At 69.7% G+C, this 18,057-nt stretch carries 22 protein-coding genes and 1 tRNA gene; 9 read left to right on the top strand and 14 right to left on the bottom strand.

Translation table 11 applies throughout. The features are described from left to right. On the top strand, nt 1–748 hold a 748-nt coding region (locus VN378_RS13665), incomplete at its 5' end, for a DMT family transporter (protein WP_325744116.1). 17 nt (nt 749–765) lie between these two features. Here VN378_RS13665 and VN378_RS13660 read toward each other — a convergent pair. From VN378_RS13660 to VN378_RS13650, 3 genes are all read right to left on the bottom strand, one after another. After that, nucleotides 766–969, bottom strand: a complete 204-nt coding sequence (locus VN378_RS13660; protein ID WP_183254651.1) for a cold-shock protein — start codon at nt 967–969, stop codon at nt 766–768. Nucleotides 970–1,161: 192 nt separating this feature from the next. Continuing rightward, complete coding sequence (locus tag VN378_RS13655; RefSeq protein WP_325744115.1) at nt 1,162–1,920, bottom strand: extensin family protein; 759 nt, start codon at nt 1,918–1,920, stop codon at nt 1,162–1,164. Between the two features lie 48 nt (nt 1,921–1,968). After that, a complete protein-coding gene (locus tag VN378_RS13650) occupies nt 1,969–3,072 on the bottom strand; it encodes a serine hydrolase domain-containing protein (protein ID WP_325744114.1) in 1,104 nt (367 codons plus the stop codon). A 149-nt stretch (nt 3,073–3,221) separates the two neighbouring features. Between VN378_RS13650 and ppk2 the strand changes: the two genes are divergently transcribed. Then, complete coding sequence (gene ppk2 / locus VN378_RS13645) at nt 3,222–3,968, top strand: polyphosphate kinase 2 (protein WP_325744113.1); 747 nt, start codon at nt 3,222–3,224, stop codon at nt 3,966–3,968. On the opposite strand, the gene gluQRS is transcribed toward ppk2, so the two are convergent. Continuing rightward, a complete protein-coding gene (gene gluQRS / locus VN378_RS13640) occupies nt 3,969–4,817 on the bottom strand; it encodes a tRNA glutamyl-Q(34) synthetase GluQRS (RefSeq protein WP_325744112.1) in 849 nt (282 codons plus the stop codon). A gap of 87 nt (nt 4,818–4,904) precedes the next feature. On the opposite strand from gluQRS, the gene VN378_RS13635 reads away from it, so the two are divergent. The 4 genes from VN378_RS13635 (at nt 4,905) to VN378_RS13620 (ending at nt 7,796) form a co-directional block, all read left to right on the top strand. Beyond that, nucleotides 4,905–5,561 carry a DNA-3-methyladenine glycosylase 2 family protein gene (locus VN378_RS13635; RefSeq protein ID WP_325744111.1) on the top strand — a complete coding sequence of 219 codons (657 nt, stop codon included), beginning with the start codon at nt 4,905–4,907 and terminating at the stop codon, nt 5,559–5,561. Further along, nucleotides 5,507–6,208 carry a trimeric intracellular cation channel family protein gene (locus tag VN378_RS13630; protein ID WP_414642251.1) on the top strand — a complete coding sequence of 234 codons (702 nt, stop codon included), beginning with the start codon at nt 5,507–5,509 and terminating at the stop codon, nt 6,206–6,208. Before VN378_RS13635 ends, VN378_RS13630 begins: the two co-directional genes overlap by 55 nt. Before the next feature lie 133 nt (nt 6,209–6,341). Beyond that, nucleotides 6,342–6,902: an HNH endonuclease gene (locus tag VN378_RS13625; protein ID WP_300468875.1), complete on the top strand. Its 561-nt coding sequence runs from the start codon at nt 6,342–6,344 to the stop codon at nt 6,900–6,902. A 66-nt stretch (nt 6,903–6,968) separates the two neighbouring features. Continuing rightward, complete coding sequence (locus VN378_RS13620) at nt 6,969–7,796, top strand: transglutaminase family protein (protein WP_325744109.1); 828 nt, start codon at nt 6,969–6,971, stop codon at nt 7,794–7,796. Nucleotides 7,797–7,943: 147 nt separating this feature from the next. Here VN378_RS13620 and VN378_RS13615 read toward each other — a convergent pair whose 3' ends face one another. The 3 genes from VN378_RS13615 to rpmB form a co-directional block, all read right to left on the bottom strand. Then, nucleotides 7,944–9,701 (bottom strand): M1 family metallopeptidase, encoded by a 1,758-nt coding sequence (locus VN378_RS13615; RefSeq protein ID WP_325744108.1) that lies wholly within the window; start codon nt 9,699–9,701, stop codon nt 7,944–7,946. A gap of 65 nt (nt 9,702–9,766) precedes the next feature. Then, nucleotides 9,767–10,099: an MmcQ/YjbR family DNA-binding protein gene (locus VN378_RS13610; protein WP_325744107.1), complete on the bottom strand. Its 333-nt coding sequence runs from the start codon at nt 10,097–10,099 to the stop codon at nt 9,767–9,769. Nucleotides 10,100–10,181: 82 nt separating this feature from the next. Further along, a complete protein-coding gene (rpmB, locus tag VN378_RS13605) occupies nt 10,182–10,478 on the bottom strand; it encodes a 50S ribosomal protein L28 (protein ID WP_055830828.1) in 297 nt (98 codons plus the stop codon). A 213-nt stretch (nt 10,479–10,691) separates the two neighbouring features. Here rpmB and VN378_RS13600 point away from each other — a divergent pair, with 213 nt between their 5' ends. Beyond that, nucleotides 10,692–11,153: a DUF3617 domain-containing protein gene (locus VN378_RS13600; protein ID WP_325744106.1), complete on the top strand. Its 462-nt coding sequence runs from the start codon at nt 10,692–10,694 to the stop codon at nt 11,151–11,153. Here VN378_RS13600 and VN378_RS13595 read toward each other — a convergent pair. Continuing rightward, the gene (locus tag VN378_RS13595; protein WP_325744105.1) at nt 11,150–11,518 is read right to left on the bottom strand and encodes a hypothetical protein; all 369 of its coding nucleotides are present in this window, start codon (nt 11,516–11,518) and stop codon (nt 11,150–11,152) included. The genes VN378_RS13600 and VN378_RS13595 overlap by 4 nt on opposite strands. Before the next feature lie 156 nt (nt 11,519–11,674). On the opposite strand from VN378_RS13595, the gene VN378_RS13590 reads away from it, so the two are divergent. After that, nucleotides 11,675–12,037: a cytochrome c gene (locus tag VN378_RS13590; RefSeq protein ID WP_325744104.1), complete on the top strand. Its 363-nt coding sequence runs from the start codon at nt 11,675–11,677 to the stop codon at nt 12,035–12,037. A 61-nt stretch (nt 12,038–12,098) separates the two neighbouring features. On the opposite strand, the gene VN378_RS13585 is transcribed toward VN378_RS13590, so the two are convergent. From VN378_RS13585 to VN378_RS13565, 5 genes are all read right to left on the bottom strand, one after another. Continuing rightward, complete coding sequence (locus tag VN378_RS13585) at nt 12,099–12,662, bottom strand: CarD family transcriptional regulator (RefSeq protein WP_325744103.1); 564 nt, start codon at nt 12,660–12,662, stop codon at nt 12,099–12,101. Between the two features lie 257 nt (nt 12,663–12,919). Then, the gene (locus VN378_RS13580) at nt 12,920–13,669 is read right to left on the bottom strand and encodes a DoxX family protein (RefSeq protein WP_325744102.1); all 750 of its coding nucleotides are present in this window, start codon (nt 13,667–13,669) and stop codon (nt 12,920–12,922) included. Between the two features lie 64 nt (nt 13,670–13,733). Then, complete coding sequence (fdxA, locus tag VN378_RS13575) at nt 13,734–14,075, bottom strand: ferredoxin FdxA (RefSeq protein ID WP_325744101.1); 342 nt, start codon at nt 14,073–14,075, stop codon at nt 13,734–13,736. A 142-nt stretch (nt 14,076–14,217) separates the two neighbouring features. Then, nucleotides 14,218–14,502, bottom strand: a complete 285-nt coding sequence (locus tag VN378_RS13570) for an RNA-binding S4 domain-containing protein (RefSeq protein ID WP_325744100.1) — start codon at nt 14,500–14,502, stop codon at nt 14,218–14,220. Further along, nucleotides 14,499–17,000: a helicase-related protein gene (locus VN378_RS13565; RefSeq protein ID WP_325744099.1), complete on the bottom strand. Its 2,502-nt coding sequence runs from the start codon at nt 16,998–17,000 to the stop codon at nt 14,499–14,501. Before VN378_RS13565 ends, VN378_RS13570 begins: the two co-directional genes overlap by 4 nt. A 285-nt stretch (nt 17,001–17,285) precedes the next feature. On the opposite strand from VN378_RS13565, the gene VN378_RS13560 reads away from it, so the two are divergent. Beyond that, a tRNA-Arg gene (locus VN378_RS13560) sits at nt 17,286–17,362 on the top strand. A gap of 335 nt (nt 17,363–17,697) precedes the next feature. Here VN378_RS13560 and VN378_RS13555 read toward each other — a convergent pair. After that, on the bottom strand, nt 17,698–18,057 hold a 360-nt coding region (locus VN378_RS13555), incomplete at its 5' end, for a ferritin family protein (protein ID WP_325744098.1).

The following is an 18,057-nucleotide window of genomic DNA, read 5'->3' as shown; positions in this document are numbered from 1 at the left end:
GGCGGGCGGCATGCTCGTGCTCGACCTGGTCTTCTGGCACTACAGCATAGCCCTGACCTCGGTGGCCAACGCCACCACCCTGACCAATCTGACGCCGGTGGTGGTGACCCTGGTCGGCTGGTGGCTGTTCAGGGACCGGCCGCGGGCCTTGTTCCTCGCAGCCCTCGCCGCGGCCATCGCCGGGGCTGTGGCCATGTCGCTGGGAGCCGACGGGGGGCAGGGGTCGAACCCGCCGCTGGGCGACGCCTTCGCCGCCGTCGCCGCCCTCTGGTACGCGGGCTATTTCATCGCCGTGAAGGCGGCGCGCGGGCGGTATTCGGCCGGGCGGGTGATGCTGTGGTCGACCGCCCTCGCGGCGCCCGGCCTGCTGCTCGCGGCCCTGGTGCTGGGCGAACAGGTGCTGCCCGGCTCATGGAGCGGCTGGGCCGCCTGCGCGGGTCTGGGACTGATGCATGTGGTCGGGCAGGGCGGCGTGGCCTGGTCGCTGGGCCGGCTGCCGGCGCCCCTGACCGCGGTGACGGTGCTGATCCAGCCCGTGGTCGCCGCCCTGCTGGGCTGGCTGATCTTCGCCGAGACCCTGACCCCGGTGCAGGCCCTGGGCGGGGCGGTGGTGCTGGCCGCGATCGTGCTGGCGCAGTGGTCGAGTACGCAGCCTCCAGGCCGCGTCGGGTCGGGAGGTCCCGAAGGGCCGACGAGCGCGGCCAAAGAAAAAGGCGCGGAGGCCGAAGCCGCCGCGCCCGTCTCATGATGGTGTTGTCCGTGGCTTCAGAGAAGCTTCAGATCCACCGCCGAGGTCTTGCCGCGCTGGGATTCCAGCTCGTATTCGACCTTGGCGTTCTCATCCAGGCCTTGCAGGCCCGCCTTCTGGACCGCGGTGATGTGGACGAAAACGTCCTGACCGCCGCCATCGGGCTGGATGAAGCCGAAACCCTTGGTCGGGTTGAACCACTTGACCGTGCCGGTCGCCATTTTAGCGTCTCCGTGAACGCGCTTGCCAGGCAGACGCCCGTCGGCGGGCGCCCGTCAGCCCATCTGGACGAGCTCATTCAGCGAAGGAGCGGGCACGGGTGTGGAGGCCGCGCGAAATCCGGACTGCGGCGACTTTTTCTCCCGCAAAGCCGGGCCGGTCAACCGCCTGTTGCGCGAACGCGGTTCTGCGGATCAGGCGCACAGGGGCCGCGGGGCGCCGTCCAGATGCAGGTGGTTGGCGTGGGCCTCGTTGTAGTCGGGGGACAGGGCGGTCGAGAAGGCGCGGCAGGCGCCGTCGCGGATGCGCCTCAGGAAGCCCTGGCCCCCGGCGCCCCGCGGGCCGGTTCCGTCCCAGTCGGCGAGGACCGAGACGCGCCGGCCGTCGGCCAGGGTCATGCCGCCGATGTCCAGGGCGTTGGCGCGGGCGTGCTCGCTGGGCCGGGCGTCGACGGCGGTCTGGCCGTAGATGCGGCGGCAGGCGTAGGTCCCCACGTCGTTGATGCGCGCCACCCGGCTGCCGAAGGCGGCCTCGGCCGCGGGCTGCAGCACCTGCCGGTCCCAGATGACGTAGCGCACCGCCAGCGGGCACTGCATCACGGGGCGGCCGTCCAGCGGGGTGACGTCGCCGCCGGTGATCCTGACGGCGCCGCGCACGACGCAGAAGCCGCCGTCGTCGCGGTCCTCGGCCCGTTCGACCTGGACGCCGGCCTCGCGCAGCACCTGGATGCAGGCGTCGGTGACGGCGGCGGTCTCCTCGGGCGCGGCGGTGCGGGCCAGTTCGAAATCGGCCACCTTGGCCGCCGTGGCCTGGCCGATGGGGTGGCTGAGGTCCAGCGGCTTCCACGGCAGGTCCTGGCTGGGTGCGAAGACGTTCAGCAGGGCGAACGCGGCGCACAGCCCCAGCGTCAGCTCCCACAGCAGGTTCCAGAAATCGGCGAAATCGCGCTTCATGCCCGGCCAGCCTTAGCCGCCCGCTGCGGGCAGCGAAAGCGCGGCGGCTCAGGCGGGGGCGTAGATCGCGGTCAGGGCCTCGGCCATGGCGTGGTTCGCCGGCTGTCCCCGGCCGTGGTGGTTGGCGACCGACACGACGGCGACGCCCCGCGCCGGCAGGACCCGCGCCGTCACATGCCACATGGTGTTGGATCCGTCGTGGCCCAGCCTCGGTCCCGGCTGCACGCCCCAGCCATAGGCATAGGCGGGCGGCGCGCCCTCGGGCGGCGTCGTCAGCCGGGTCATGGTTTCGGGCCGCAGCAGGCCGCCGCCTTCAGTCAGGTACAGGCGCAGGAACCGGCCGTAGTCCGCCAATGTCATGTGCAGGCGGCCGGCCGGGCCCAGCAGGGGCGGGTTGTCGGCGACGCCGGCGGGATCGACCGGGATCAGCTGGTCGCCCGCGGACCGGTGGCCCCACGGATTGTCGCCCTTCGGCGCGCCATGGCCGACCGAGGCCATGGCCAGGGGATCGAACACCTCGGCCCGGATCGCCTCTTCCCACGGCCGGTCGACCAGCCGTTCGACGGCGGCGGCGGCCAGGACGTAGTTGCCGTTGCCGTAGGCGAAGGTCCCCCGGGTCCCGGTCGGCGCCTTGCCGAGGGCCATGACGGCGAAGTCCGTCCGCTGGTCGCGGGTCGACCGGGTGTCGCCATGGCCCGCGATCATGACCTCCCGGGTCAGCAGATCGCGGTCCGAGAGGCCCGACCGGTGGCGCAGCAGGTCGTCTATGGTCACCGCCTGCAGCGCCGGATCGATCGCGACGCCGGGAAACAGGTCGGTCAGGGTCGCGTCCCACTGCGCCCGGCCCTGCTCGACCAGCCGGGCGTAGAGAACGGCCGTCATCGACTTGCCGTTCGAGCCGAGGTGCCAGAGTTGGTCCGGTGTCGCCGGCTCGGGCGAACCGGCGCGCCGGACGCCGCGCGCGCCCGACCAGATCAGTCCGTCGCGGCCGACCACGGCCGAGGCCATGGCGGGCGGGGCCTGCTGTGCGAACTGGGCGTCGAGGGCGGCGTCGGCCCGGGTCGCGCGATCGTCGCGCGCCAGGGCCGGAAAGGCCCCCGCCAGCGGCAGGGCGGCGAAACCGCCCAGAAGGGCGCGACGTGTGGCGATCATGCGTGGGTCCCCCGAGGTTTCGATCATGATAGCGGCGCCCGCCGGCCAGAGCACGTGAGAAGGGATTCACCATCATGACCCCGGGGCGGCGCGATTGAAACAATCCGGCAGGGTTGCTGAAACATCGCCCGCGGGTCCACGGTGCCGGCATGGGAAAATCAGACGACTATCAGACCGAACTGGAACGCCTCCAGCTCAAGCTGATCGAGGCCCAGGCCTGGGCCATCGACAAGGGGTTGAAGGTCGTCATGGTCTTCGAGGGGCGGGACGCCGCCGGCAAGGACGGGTCGATCACCCGCCTGACCGAATACATGTCGCCGCGCCAGACCCGCGTCTTCGCCCTGCCCAAGCCGACCGAGCGCGAAAGCAGCCAGTGGTATTTCCAGCGCTATGTCCCGCATCTGCCCGGGGCGGGCGAGACGGCGATCTTCAACCGCTCCTGGTACAACCGCGCCGGCGTCGAGCCGGTGATGGAGTTCTGCACCCCGGAGCAGCACGAGCGGTTCCTGAAGGATGCGCCGCGGTTCGAACGCATGCTGGTCGATTCAGGCATCCTGCTGATCAAGCTGTGGTTCGATATCAGCAAGGAAGAGCAGGCGGACCGCCTGGCCGAACGGGTCGCGGACCCGCTCAAGCGGTTCAAGATCTCGCCTCTCGACGCCGAGGCGCAAAAGCGCTGGGACGCCTACTCCGCCGCCCGCGATCGCATGCTGGCCGAGACCCATACGCCGCATGCGCCCTGGACCGTCGTGGCCACCGACCACAAGAAGACCGCCCGGCTGAACGTCATCCGCCATGTCCTGAACCGGCTGGACGCGCCCGGCGCCGGTTCCGAAAAGCCCGACAAGGACGTGGTCTTCCCGGCGGACAAGGCCGGCGGCCGTCTGGCGGTCTGATCAGAAGCCGAGCTCGGCCCGCAGCGTTTCCGGGCCCAGGCCCCCGGTTCTCAGTTCGGCCAGCGTCACGGACCGGTCCCGTTTGGCGTAACGCCGGCCATCCTCGCCGACGAGGAGCCGGTGGTGGCGATACACCGGCGTGGGCCAGCCCATCAGGGTCTGGATCAGGACATGGATATGGGTCGCCTCGAACAGGTCCTCTCCGCGGACCACATGGGTCACGCCCTGGAGGGCGTCGTCGTGGGTGACGGCGACATGGTAGGCGGTTCCAGCGTCCTTGCGGGCCAGGACCACGTCGCCCGCCGTCTCGGGGCGCGCCCGGATCAGTCCCCGTTCGCCGTCCGGTCCGCGGCCCTCCTCGACGAAGGCCAGAGCATCCCAGGCGCGCCCGCCCAGCAGGTCGCGGGCGCGGTCCAGCGACAGTCGCCAGGCGAAGGGACGGCCCTCTGCGAGGAAGGCGGCTTCCTCTTCGCCCGGGTGCGGCCCGGGCCGGGCCGCCTCGGCGGGTCCGTGCGGCGCGTCGCCGATGGCGTCCAGGACGTCCTTGCGGGTCCGGAAACAGCGATACAGCAGGTCGCGCCGGTCCAGCACGTCGACGACGCCCGCATAGTCGGTGAGATGATCCGACTGCCGCCGGACCGGCTGCTCCCAGTCCAGCCCCAGCCAGGCGAGGTCATCCAGGATGGCGGCCTCGAACTCGGGCCGGCAGCGCGTCGGGTCGATGTCCTCGATCCGCAGCAGGAACCGCCCGCCCGCGGCCCGCGCCGCCGTCCAGGCCGTCAGGGCGGAAAAGGCGTGCCCCCGGTGCAGCCGGCCGGTCGGCGAGGGCGCGAAGCGGGTGGTGAACATGGGGCGATGATAGCGGGAACCGGACCTGATCGTCAGGGGGCTGGATCGCATCGCTTGCCGCCGGCGTCGACGACGCTACGGTCCGCCATGGCCATTGCTCCCACCCCCGCCCAGATCTCCGCTGCGCGCGAGACCCTGGCCTCCCTTGATCCGGCGCTGGAGCGCGCCCACGCCCAGACCCCGGCGTTCGCGTGGCGGCTGCGCACCGGCGGCTTCGAGGGCCTGTTCCACATGATCGTGGACCAGCAGGTCTCGGTCGCCTCGGCGGCCGCGATCTGGGCCCGCGTCGCGGCGGGACTCGACGGCGAAGTGACGCCCGAAAAGGTCCTGGGCACGGAGATCGAGGCCCTGCGCGGCTTCGGCCTGTCGATCCAGAAGGCGACCTATGGTCACGAGATCGCGCGCGCCCACGCCGAAGGCCGCATCGACTTCGACCATCTTGAACGGCTGTCGGACGAGGAGGCGGTGGCGCGGCTGGTGGCCATCAAAGGCGTCGGCAAATGGACGGCCGAGACCTTTCTGATGTTCTGCGAGGGCCGGCAGGACGTCTTCCCCGCCGGCGACATCGCCCTGCAGGAGGCGATGCGCTGGGCCGACGGGGCGCCGGCCCGCCCGCGCGAAAAGGACGCCTACGCCCGTGCCGCGATGTGGAAGCCGCATCGCAGCGTGGCGGCGCATCTGCTCTGGGGATGGTATGGAGCGGTCAAGCGCGGCGAGGTCGCGCTGGAGGACGTGCCCGCGTGACGCCCATCGTCGACCCCGCCCTGACCAACCCCGAGACCGTGCTGGGCGCCCTCGATTTCGCGGGCGTGGCGGTCTTCGCGGCCACGGGAGCCCTGGCGGCCGCGCGGCAGCGGCACGACCTGGTGACCTTCGCCTTCTTCGGGGCGATCACCGGCGTCGGAGGCGGCACGCTGCGCGACCTGCTGATCGGCGCCCCCGTCTTCTGGGTCCAGGACTGGCGCTACATCGCCGTCTGCCTGGCGGCCTCGGTGGCGGTCTGGATGCTGGGCGCGCGGCCGTGGCGGTTCCGGGCCCTGCTGTGGCTCGACGCCCTGGGTCTCGCCGCCTATGGCGTAATGGGCGCCGCCAAGGCCGAGGCCTTCGAGGTCGCGCCCCTGATCTGCGTCGTCATGGGCGCCCTGACAGCCTGTTTCGGCGGAGTGGTGCGCGACCTGCTGGCGGGCGAGCCGTCGATCCTGTTGAGACGGGAGATCACTGTCTCGGCGGCGCTGCTGGCCTCGACCGTCTTCGTCGCCGCCCGCGTAGCCGGGCTGGATGCCTGGCCGGCCGCCCTGATCGCCGCCCCCTGCGGCTTCGCCCTGCGCGCCGGAGCCCTGATCTGGGGCTGGAGCCTGCCCGCCTTCCCGGGGACCCCGTCGCGCGGCTGAGCGTTACGGAACCGTCGCCGGCCGGTCATCGCCAAGCCGTCGAATCAAGACTAGGCTTGAAGCAGAGCCAGGGAAGGAGACACGTCTTCAGTCCGTTCGCGTCCATGATCCTCCCCCCGACGGCGAGGCCCTGATGCAGGTCCTGAGCCGTCCCCCGTCCGGCTGGCCCGCGCTGGTGCTGAACGCCGATTTCCGCCCGCTGTCCTACTATCCGCTGTCGATCTGGCCGTGGGAGGAGGTGGTCAAGGCTGTGTACCAGGACCGCGTCGATGTGGTCTCGACCTATGACAAGGTCGTGCGCAGCCCGTCGATGGAGTTCGTCCTGCCCAGCGTGATCGCGCTGAAGAACTATGTCGATCAGGACCGGCAGCCGGCCTTCACCCGTTTCAACGTCTTCCTGCGCGACGGCTTCACCTGCCAGTACTGCCATGCCACGGAACAGTTGACCTTCGACCATGTCGTGCCGCGCTCGAGAGGCGGCCGCACCACCTGGGAAAACATCGTCGCCGCCTGTTCGCCCTGCAACCTGCGCAAGGGCGGCCGCACGCCCCAGCAGGCGGGCATGCCCCTGCGCCGCGCGCCGCACCGGCCAAACGCCTGGCAGCTGCAGGAATTCGGGCGGCGCTTCCCGCCCCACTATCTGCACCAGAGCTGGCTGGACTACCTGTACTGGGACATCGAACTGGAGCCGTAGGGCCGGGGGAACGGTGGCGGATGCGCGGCGTTGACGGGGGGTCCCCGATGGCCCAGTCGAGCTTCCATGAAAATCCGTGTCCGCGCCGATCTGGTCTACCGCTTCGACCCGCCGACGGACGCCATCTACAAGATTCAGGTCGCCCACTGGCCCGGCCAGACCGTGCTTGAGGAAAGCCTGACCACGACGCCCGCGATCGACTTCATCCAGGACGAGGACGAGGAGTTCGGGGCCCGCACCCTGCGCGCCCACCTGTCGGGCGAAGTGGCGCTGACCTATCAGGCGGTGGTCGACAACGGCGTGCTCAAGGGCCTGCCGCCCGTCACGGTGCAGCACGACTGGAACGACCTGCCGGCCGAGGTCCTGACCTATCTCAACCCCAGCCGTTACTGCCCCTCGGACCAGTTCGGCCGGTTCGCCGAGCGCACCTTCGGCGGGACCGTGGGCGGGGACCGGGTGCTGAAGATCCTCGAATGGATCAAGGCCGAGATCGACTATGAGCCCGGGGCCTCGGACAGCGAGACCACGGCGGCCCGCACCTTCATCGACCGCGCGGGGGTGTGCCGCGACTTCACCCATATGGGCATCACCCTGTGCCGGGCGTCGGGCATTCCGGCGCGGGCGGTCAGCGCCTTCGCCCACCAGCTGGACCCGCCGGACTTCCACGCCATCTTCGAGGTCTGGCTGTCGAACGGCTGGTGGCTGGTCGATCCGACGGGGCTGGCCCCGGTCGAGGGGCTGGTGCGCATCGCCTGCGGACGCGACGCCGCCGACATCGCCTTCCTGACCACCCAGGGCTCGTGCCAGCTGGTGCGGCAGTCGGTGACGGCGGAGGCGGTCTGGTCCGAAAAAACACCGTCCGAAGAGTCCGAAGAGTCCGAAGCGTTCGGATAGTCTGGACAGTCGGGAGCGGGAAACGCCGCGGCGGCTTTCGATTGTCAAAGACCCGGGCCCGGGAGGGGCTTCGGCCATGGAAGCACGTCCATGCGTCAGATTCGGACGCAGGGCGATTGATCCCCGGCGTGCTGACGTGGATTCCTCCTAGTCCGGCGAACCTGCCGCCTGCCATGCCTCGATGAAGTCGAGACGGCGCAGGACCTTGTTCTCCGGGTCGATCAGCACGTGGGCGCCCGCCGGCGCCGCGATGCGGCCGCGGCCGCCGATCATGGCCACGGTCTGGCGACGGCCGTCGATCTCGATCTCGACGGGCATGGGGAAGACCCCGCCGTCACCAGTGATCCATTCCAGCACCAGGTCGCCGGCGTCGTGCGTCTGTCTCAGGTCGGGCAGGGCGGCGTTGTACAGATAGCCGCGGAAGAACCAGGTCAGGTCGCGGCCGGCCTCTTCATTGACGATGGCCAGCAGTTCGTCCGTCGTGCCGTAGCGGGGCTCGAAGGCGCCGGGGCGGGGCTCGGCCGTGCCGTAGACGATCCGCGTCACCGAGCGGAAGAAGGCCTCGTCGCCGATCAGCATCCTGAGCGAATGGGCGATCAGCGAGCCCTTGTTGTAGATGTCCAGGCCCGGGCCGACGTCGCCCTTGTAGACCTCGTCCTCGGACTTCTCCGTGCCCGAGACGACGGGGAATTTGTTCTTCAGGTCGCGGCGCTGTTCCAGCAGGCTGGCCTGCATGAAGCGCTCGCCGTTCAGCCAGCGGTCGTAGAGCGGCTGCATATAGCTGCCGAACCCCTCGTGCAGCCACATGTCGTCGGCGTTGCGGTTGGTCAGCTGGTTGCCGAACCATTCGTGCGACAGCTCATGATGCAGCAGCCAGTCGAAGCCGCGGCCGTCGAGCTTGTATTCGTTGCCGTAGGCGTTGATCGTCTGGTGCTCCATCCCGAGGTGGGGGGTCTCGACCACGCCCATCTTCTCGTCGCCGAAGGGGTAGGGGCCGACGGTCGCCTCATAGAAATCCATCATCGGCGCGAACTGGGCGAACAGGGCCTGGACCCTGGCCGGGTCGTCGCTGCGCAGATGCCAGTAGGACAGGGGGATCACATTGCCGAAGCGGCTGCGGTAGTCGGCCTTGACCTCGTCGTACGGACCGATGTGCAGGGCGATGGCGTAGGTGTTGGGGTTGGCCGCGCTCCAGCTCCAGGTCGTCCAGCCGTCGCCGTGATCGACCGTGCCGAGGAAGCGGCCGTTCGACGGCGCCGACAGGTTCGACGGCACGGTGATGTGCAAGTCCACCCGCTTCGGCTCGGCCAGCGGGCTGTCGATGCAGGGCCAGAAGATGTCGCAACCCTCGGGCTGGATGGCGGTGGCGATCCACGGGGTTCCGTCGGCCGTATTGGCCCAGACGAAGCCTCCGTCCCAGGGGGCGTTCGGGGCCACCCGAGGCTGGCCGGCGTAGGCGATCCGCACCGAGACCTTTTCGCCGGCGGCCAGCGGGCGGGGCAGGGGGATGGTCATCCGGCCTTCCGGATTGGTCCAGTCGCCCGCCGCGACCTCCTGTCCGTCGACCTGGACCGACGACACGGTCAGCAGGGTGTCGAGCTCGACGACGACGGCCGTCAGCGGCGCGGCGGCGGTGAAGTCCAGCACGGCGACGGCGTCGATCGCCTTGTCGCCGGGAATGACCTTGATGGACAGGTCCGCCTTGTCGAACTGCATGGCCAGCTGTTCGGGCGTGCGGGGCTGGTCGGTGCCGAGGGTGAAGGCGGTCGATTCGCGCACCGGCGCGACAACGGCGGCGGGTTCGGTCGAGGGCGGCTGGATCGTCGCGGCAGGGGCCGTGACGCAGGCGGCGAGGGCGAGCAGGGAAGCGCCGGTCAGGGCGGCGCGGCAGGCGGTGAAGGACACGAAAAGCTCCCCGAGGACAGGAGCCCAGCCTGTGACAGGCGCAGCGGCCGTGCAACCCGAAAGGCCTACAGTCCCCGCGCCTTGAGCTGTGCCTTCGTCGCGCGCCGGGCCCAGGCCTTGTCGATCTGTTCGCGCAGACGGTCGTCGTCGGCGGCCTCGTAGCGCACAAGCACCGCCGGCCAGCCATCGAAATGCGGCGTCTTGAACCAGGTCTGCGGCTCGGTCTCCATCAGAAGGTCGATGTCGCCGTGGTCCAGCGACAGGGAGACGGCGTCGGGCAGGCGGGTGTCGTTGATCAGCAGCTTGCCCCGCAACCGCACGCAGCGAGCCCCGTGCACCGTCGACTCCTCAACCTCGGGCAGGGACAGGGCGTAGGCGTACATCTCGTCGCGGGTCATGGCGGCAGTGTGCCACTTCGCAGGCAAAGAAAAAGGGCCGGTGCTTCCACCGGCCCCTTCAAATCTTTCGTGCCTTGCCCGATCAGGCGGCGGCTTGCTCGGCCAGCTTGGCCTTCACCTGGCGCTTGATGCGCTGGGCGGCGGTCGAGAGCTGCTCGTCCTTGGCCTTGACGATGAACGGGTCGAGCCCGCCCTTGAAGTCCAGGGTGCGCAGGGCGGCGTTCGAGATACGCAGGCTGAACGACTGGCCCAACGCTTCCGAGGCGACCTTGACCGTCTTCAGCGACGGCAGGAAGCGGCGCTTGGTCTTGACGTTCGAGTGGCTCACGCTGTGGCCGACCATGGGGCCGATACCGGTGAGTTCGCAGCGACGCGACATCTGACTATCCTTGACGGAGCGGCCCGCGGAAGGATGCGGACGCATGAAACAAAGGCGCGCAGGACGGGGCCCCGCGCGAGAGGGGGCCGTATAGTGGAAGTCACCGCGCCGCGTCAAGGCTTGTGGCGGCGCGCAATCCGTTCAGCCGCCGTTCAAATCCCGCCATATATCGCTTCTATCCATGCAGCGAAGCTCTGCGTCCGAGGTCTGTCCATGAAGATGTCCGTCCTGATCCGAACCGCCCCCGTCCTGGTCGGCGCCCTGCTGCTGGCCAGCGCTCCCATGGCCGGGCCGGCCGCGCCGGTCCAGTCGGAGTCCCAGCCCGTGCTGCCCGGCTACTGGGAATACACCGCCCGGGCGCTGGGCCAGGGCGACACCGAAACCAAATGCGTCCGCCCCAGCGAGATCAACCGCTTCTTCGGCGGCCTGTCGACGCGCCACTGGCAATGCACCTATCCGGTGCGTGAGGTCGGCAATGGCAACGCCCATTTCGAAGGCGTCTGCCAGGATCGCAAGGGACGGCGCGTCAACGTCCGCCTGAACGGCTCCTATCAGCAGGAGAGTTTCTCGTTCCGGGGGGGCGCGCAGATCGCCCGCGGCACCCCCTATATCCCGGCCAGCATCACCGCGCGCCGGTTGGCCGCCCAATGCCCGGCCAACGCCGAGTATTTCTAGACCGGGGCCACGCGCGCCACGACATAGGTGTGCTGGTCGCCGGAGGGCAATGTCAGGCTGACATACTCTCCCGCGACGAAACGCTCGTCGCCGAAGCGGAAGCCGCGGGCGTCGTCCGCGTCACCCCCTTCGAGATCCAGGGTCCAGCTGCCGCCGGGGCCGTGCTGGAGGCGGCCGGTCGCAACGGTCTGGTCGTCGGAGAAGCGCCGGACATGGCCGCGCTCCGGCTCGGCGCGAAGGGCCTCCCCGTCCAGCCGGCCGTCGGCGGCCAGAGGCGCGACGATGTCATAGCCTTCCGTGGGGTCGCCCGCCGGGTGGCCGGTCTCCCGCGCGAGTTCAAGGCGGACATGGTGGAAGAGGCTCATGGGATCGCTCTCGTTGAACGTTGGAAACGGATATGGACGCCCGAAGGATGCCGTGTCGCGAGAACTTTCGTCTTGCGATGGATCAAGCCGGGTCCGGTCCCGGCGTGCTAAGGGGGCGTCGGCCGCTCTGGCGGTTCCGGCGGGAGGAACGAGACGATGACGGGTCGACCATGGATCTTGCTGGGGGCGCTGGTCCTCGGAGGCTGCGCCGGGGCGGCGGACCGCCAGAACGGAACCGAACCCCTGATCATGGGCTCGGCGGATCGGGGAGCGATCTTCGTGCGCCAGAACTGCGCGAGTTGCCACGCGGTTGAACGGTCCGGCGACAGTCCGATGGTCGCCGCGCCGCCGTTCCGCGACATGGGCGTTCTGTATCCGGTGCGCGACCTCCAGGAGGCCTTCGCCGAGGGGCTGGTCACGGCCCATCCGGCCATGCCGGCGTTCGAGCTTCAGCCGACCCAGATCGCCGACCTCGTCGCCTATCTCGAAAGCGTGTCCGGGACGGGTCCGGGCCGCTGAATTGCGCAGGGCCCGGGATTTCTCCCGGGCCCTGCGTGTCGTTCGGCGATGCGCCCTTGAATCAGGCGGCTTCGGCTTCCTCGGCGGCTTCTTCCGCAGCCTCGGCGGCGGCGATGACGGCCTTCTTGGCGCTCAGCGACTTGGCCAGCAGCTGGACGGCGGCGTCCTTGTCGATGCGGTTGGCGGCGGCGACTTCGCGGGCCATGCGGTCCAGGGCCGATTCATAGAGCTGACGCTCCGAATAGGACTGTTCCGGCTGGCTGTCGGCGCGGTGCAGGTCGCGGACCACCTCGGCGATCGAGATCAGGTCGCCGGAGTTGATCTTGGCTTCGTATTCCTGGGCGCGGCGCGACCACATGGTGCGCTTGACGCGGGCGCGGCCCTTGAGGGTCGTCAGCGCCTTGGTCACGACGTCGTCGGCGGCCAGCGAGCGCAGGCCGGCGGTCTTCGCCTTCTTGGTCGGGACGCGCAGGGTCATCTTCTCGTGGTCGAAGGTCACGACATAGACCTCCAGCGACATGCCCGCGACTTCCTGGGTCTCGACGGCCGCCACCTTGCCGACGCCGTGCGCCGGATAGACGACCGCGTCGCCAACCTTGAATTCCAGACCGGTCTTGTTCGTCATGTCATTCCTTTCCCGGCGCAGGGTGGATGAGGCGGCAACGCAAAAGACGACGATGCGCTCTCCGGCGACGGCGAACCGTCAACGGCGCAGCTTTGTCAGTCGTCAGGAGCGAAAACGGATCACCAAACCTCTGGCCGACCCCGCCTTCGTGGGCGGAGTTCTGTCGCAAACGCGGGCGGCGCGAGAAAATCGCTTACCGCCCGACCCAATGACAGGAACCTATCACAAAATTGCGGAAATTCAAAACGTCCACAGCGTCAGCGTGACCGGGACTGTAAATCCCCACCGGATTGATGCAGGGCCCCGTTCACCGTCCACACAACCCCGGTCAGGGCGAAGGCCAGCGCGCCCGCGACCCATTCGCTGCGGTCGCCGGGTGCGGCCAGCAGTCGCGGCGCATGCACGACGACGATCCATGAGGCGAACATGGCCCCGACAAGGAACGAAGCCGGTCGGGCCAACACGCCGGAGGCGATGGCCAGGCCGGCGGCCATATTGGCGGTCCCGGTGAACAGCGGCCAGATCGTCCGGCCCGGCATCCAGTCCGGGATCATCCCGGCGATCGCCTCGGCATAGAGCCAGTGCACCACACCGAACACGACCAGCATGAGGCCGACCGCGACCCGTGCTGCGAGCGGGAAGTCCTTGCGGCCCGGCGCGGTGATCAGCATGCAGGCCGCCAGCAGACCCAACACCTCCAGCGCCGAGACCCAGCGGACGGGATTGGCCGGTTCGGCGATCAGGCCCGGCGCGTGCGCGAACAGCAACACGGTCAGAAGGGCCCACAGAGCGAGCGCCGCCTTCGACGCCGTCCGGCTCCAGGCCAGTCCGACTCCGCCCGGAACCAGCACGGCGCTGTTCAGCCAGACCCCTGCGCGTGTCAGGTCAAACGGCTCCAGGCCGTCGATGGCGTGGTGGAAATACAGGCCGATCAGGCCGAAACCGATCAACCCCGCCGCCAGCATCAGCCGGCCCGGCGCGCCGAGGTTCACGTCCCGGTAGCCCATTGCGATAGCCCTCCCGCCCGCAATACATCACAGCGGAGGCGGGGGCGCGCTCAAGAAACGGCGTTCAGGAACCCTTGCCGGGCTTTTCGGAGAAGTATTTTTCGAACTTGCCGGTCTCGCGCTCGAACTTTTCGGCGTCGGCCGGAGGCGTGCCCTTGACCGTGATATTGGGCCAAACCTTGGCGTATTCGGCGTTGATGATCAGCCATTTGCCGTCGGGTTCGTCTTCCGTGTCGGGCACGATCGCATCGACGGGGCATTCCGGCTCGCACACCCCGCAGTCGATGCATTCGTCCGGGGCGATGACGAGAAAGTTCTCGCCCTCATAGAAGCAGTCGACCGGGCAGACTTCGACGCAGTCCATGAACTTACATTTCACGCAGGCGTCGGTGACGATGTAGGTCATGGGGCGGTCTGGGGCGCTATCGGCTGGCGGGAGGAACGGGCAGCGCACATGACCCCGCCGGGGAACGCTGTCAACCGAGGGCTTGCCGCAGTCGCGTCCGGCAGGCGCAGATGTCGCACCGGGTCCCGCGCCGGCCGGCGCGTCACGCCTCCGGACCGGACAGGGTGTAGAGCGTGCGCGCCTCCCCGGCTGGACCGCGCCGCTCGCCGAGCCCGGCAATAGTCAAATCCACCAGTCGGCCGCCGAGGGCGAACACCATCGCATCGCCGACGTGGACCGACCGGCTGGGCTTGTCGAGCCGGGTCTGCACCCCGTTGTGGGTCAGCCGGACCACGCCGCGCTCCACCATGGCCGCGGCGAGGGACCGCGACTTCGCGAAGCGCGCCCGCCAAAGCCAGACATCGACCCGGCACCCCGTCTCGCTCATGCGGGTCCGGCCGGCGGGTTTCGCGCGCGGCGCGGCCGGCGGCGTTTGGCGCGAGCCGCCGGGGCCGGGGGCGCCGTCAGCGCCGACAGGGCGGCGAACGGGGAATCCTTCACGGGCCGGACCCGGGCGGCGTCGCGGTCCGGCTGCTGCGCGCGCGTGGTCTTCAGCGCCGCGCCCAGCGCCTTCGCCTCTTCGAGCGTCACGCCCAGTTCGGTCAGGTCGGCGTCGCTCAACTGGCCCTTGCCGCGCGCGCGCCGCTCGGTCAGCGCTTCCAGCAGTTCGACCGGCGCGGCGAACCGGCCCGCGGCGCGCAGGCCGAAGGCCGCAAGGGCCCGGGGCGACGGCGGCGGCGCCGGCGTCGGCGTCAGCCCCCCCGCACGCGGCCGGAACGGCTCATTCGCCACGAAGGCCTGGGCCAGCGCCCGCGACCGGCCCTTCAACAGGGCGGGAAGCCAGACCGAATGGGCCCCGAGTCGCACGCCGAAGGTCTTCAGCGTGCGGCGCTCCACCTGGCTCAGCGCCGCCAGGTCCCGCTCGACGTCGCGCCGGTCGATGATCCCGCCGGATTCCAGCAGTCGAAAGGCGACGCCCCGTGGCAGGCCCTTCAGCGCACCGCTCTCGATCGCGGTCTTCAATCGCCGCAACGGCCTCAGCGCCCGGCCCGCCTCGCCGGCCAGCCACGCCTCCAGCCGGCGCTGCGCCCGCTCGCGGGCCGCCGTGGGGCCGAGCTCGCCCAGCAGCCGCACCCGCGGCGCGAACCAGTCGCCGCCCGCGACCTGACCCGCCTGCACGCCCCGCCACAGCACCGCGCCGTCGGGCGTGATCCCGAACGCCTCGTCCGCGTCGGCCGCCAGCCGGCCCAGCCGCCGTGCGATCTCGGGCGTCACCGCCTGCCGCGCCGCGTGCCTCAGGGCCCGGTCCTCAAGGGCGGACGAGCCCTTGTCGATCTGGAAATCGACGCCGGTCAGCCGCCCGACGGCGTGGCCCTCGACGATGACCGCGCCCTCGGCATCGACGTCGGCGACAGCATCCTCGCGCACGTTCAGGGCCCGCATCAGGGCGGTTGTGCGCCGGTCCACGAAGCGGGCGGTCAACCGTTCGTGCAGCACATCGCTGAGCCGCTCCTCCAGCGCCTTGGTCCGGTCGCGCCAGCCCTGGGCCTGGTCCAGCCAGTCGGGGCGGTTGGCGATGTAGCTGAGGGTGCGGACGCCGCTGAGCCGGGCCGACAGCTGGTCGATCTGGCCGTCGTCGCGATCGAGCTCGGCGAAGCGCGGCGCGATCCAGTCCTCGGTCAGCCGCCCGCGCCTGCCGGTCAGGGCCTGGAAGATGTCCTTCGACAGCCGGCCGTGCTCGTCCAGCGTCGTCTTCTGGAAGTCGGGCAGCTGGCAGGCTTCCCACAGCCGCATGATGGCCCCGCGCGAGCGGCCGATCCGGGCCACCTCCTCGTCCTTGATCAGGCGGCGCAGCAGCGTCTCGTCCAGCGCCGGCCGGGTCAGGCTCAGCCCCGCCCGCCCCGGCGACACGACCAGCGAACGCAGCAGGTCGGGCAGGGTGTCGAAATCCAGCCGGGCGTTGCGCCACTCGGCCGCCTCGACAGGATCGAAGCGATGCTCGACCACCTGTTCGACCAGATCGGGGTCCAGCTCCAGCGACTCGCCCGTTACGCCGAAGGTGCCGTCGCGCAGATGGCGGCCGGCGCGTCCGGCGATCTGGCCGATCTCATGCGCGTGCAGCCAGCGGGTGCGGCGGCCGTCGAACTTCCTCAGGCCGGCGAAGGCGACATGGTCGACCTCCATGTTCAGGCCCATGCCGATGGCGTCGGTGGCGACCAGAAAGTCGACCTCGCCCGACTGGAACAGTTCGACCTGGGCGTTGCGGGTCCGCGGCGACAGGCTGCCCATCACCACGGCGGCCCCGCCGCGCTGGCGCCGGATCAGCTCGGCGATGGCGTAGACCTGCTCGGTGCTGAACGCGACGATGGCGCTGCGGGCGGGCAGGCGGGTCAGCTTCTTCGAGCCGGCGTAGGACAGGGTCGACAGCCGCTCGCGCGACACGATCTCGACGTCCGGAACCAGCGACCGGACCAGCGGGGCCATCGTGCCGGCGCCCAGGAACATGGTCTCGAACCGGCCCCGCGCATGCAGCAGCCGCTGGGTGAAGACGTGGCCGCGCTCGGGATCGGAGACCAGCTGGATTTCGTCGACGGCGAGGAATTCGACCTGTCGCTCCAGCGGCATGGCCTCGACGGTGCAGACGAAATAATGGGCGCGCGGCGGGACGATCTTTTCCTCGCCGGTGACCAGAGCCACCGCCGCCGCGCCGCGGCGTTTGACGATGCGATCGTAGATTTCGCGCGCCAGCAGCCGCAGCGGCAGGCCGATCATGCCCGAGGCGTGGCCCAGCATCCGCTCGACCGCCAGATGGGTCTTGCCGGTGTTGGTGGGGCCCAGGACCGCGACGATGCGCGAGGGGGCCTGACCGGTGCTGCGATCACTCATGATGCTGAAAAGGTGGCGCGTCCCGCCCGGTTCCTCAAGCGGCGCCGTGCGTCCGGTCGGATGTGTAAACAGCGAAGGTTCGGGCGGGGAACAGGGGTGAAACGAATCAGGACCGAATCATCGACACGGCCCGATTCGGGGTTTGTTCCCTACAAGATATTGTATCTTAACGGCTCTTAAGCACAAGCCGGAAGCCGTCGGCGGAGACGCCGGCCCCTGCTCCCTGCGGGAAAACGCGTCTGGCCGCTTTCCCGCCGCGACGTCAGCCGCTAGTCAGCCCTGCGTGGCCCCGTAGCTCAGCCGGATAGAGCAAGGCTTTCCTAAAGCAGAGGTCGGGGGTTCGAGTCCCTCCGGGGTCGCCATCCTCTTGTTGAGACCACTTAGAACTGGCTCAAAACCAGCGAAGAGTGGCTCAATTCGCGACTCGCTCGCAAATCATCGCCGTCACTGGCGTTTCCCTCGGCTCGCGGATGACCGCGGCAGGTCGCGGCGGCGCTGTCGGCCAGGCGCAACAAGACCCCACGCTGACGACTCCGATGTGCGCGCCGCCCTCCACGCCGCCGACGCCATGCTGATGCGCTCGATCACCCGGTCGAGCCTGAAGGCCTGGGGCATGCGGCTGATGAAGACCAGGGGCCGGCGACGCGCCATCGTCGCCGTGGCCGAAAGATCGCCGTGCCCCTTCCCTTCGGGAGCGTCAGCGAGAACCTTGGCGGTTCTGGCGAAGCCGCTCGGCGGCCGCGCGATAGCGTTCGTAATGGTCGCCTTCGTCGGCCGCGATCTGGCGGAACAGGGCGGCCGTTCGCAGATCTCCGGCGGCGTCGGCCTGGGCGGCGAAATCGATATACATCGTGACATTCTCGTACTGCTCGCCGGCCATGGCGTCGACGAGGTTGGCCTCGTTCGTACCATCCAATTTCAGGGCGTCGGCCTCGCGGGCGAAATGCTCGTTGGCCTCGACGTTGGCGGAGCTCTCGAACAGCCGGGCCAGTTCCTCATCGCCGGACTCGCGCGCCACCTCGGCGTAGCGCAGGTATTTCAGATTGGCGAACGCCTC

The organism is Brevundimonas sp. (genome assembly GCF_035561115.1).
Classification (GTDB): domain Bacteria; phylum Pseudomonadota; class Alphaproteobacteria; order Caulobacterales; family Caulobacteraceae; genus Brevundimonas.
Note: the sequence above shows the minus strand (reverse complement) of the source record. Positions and strands in the feature narration are given on the sequence as shown.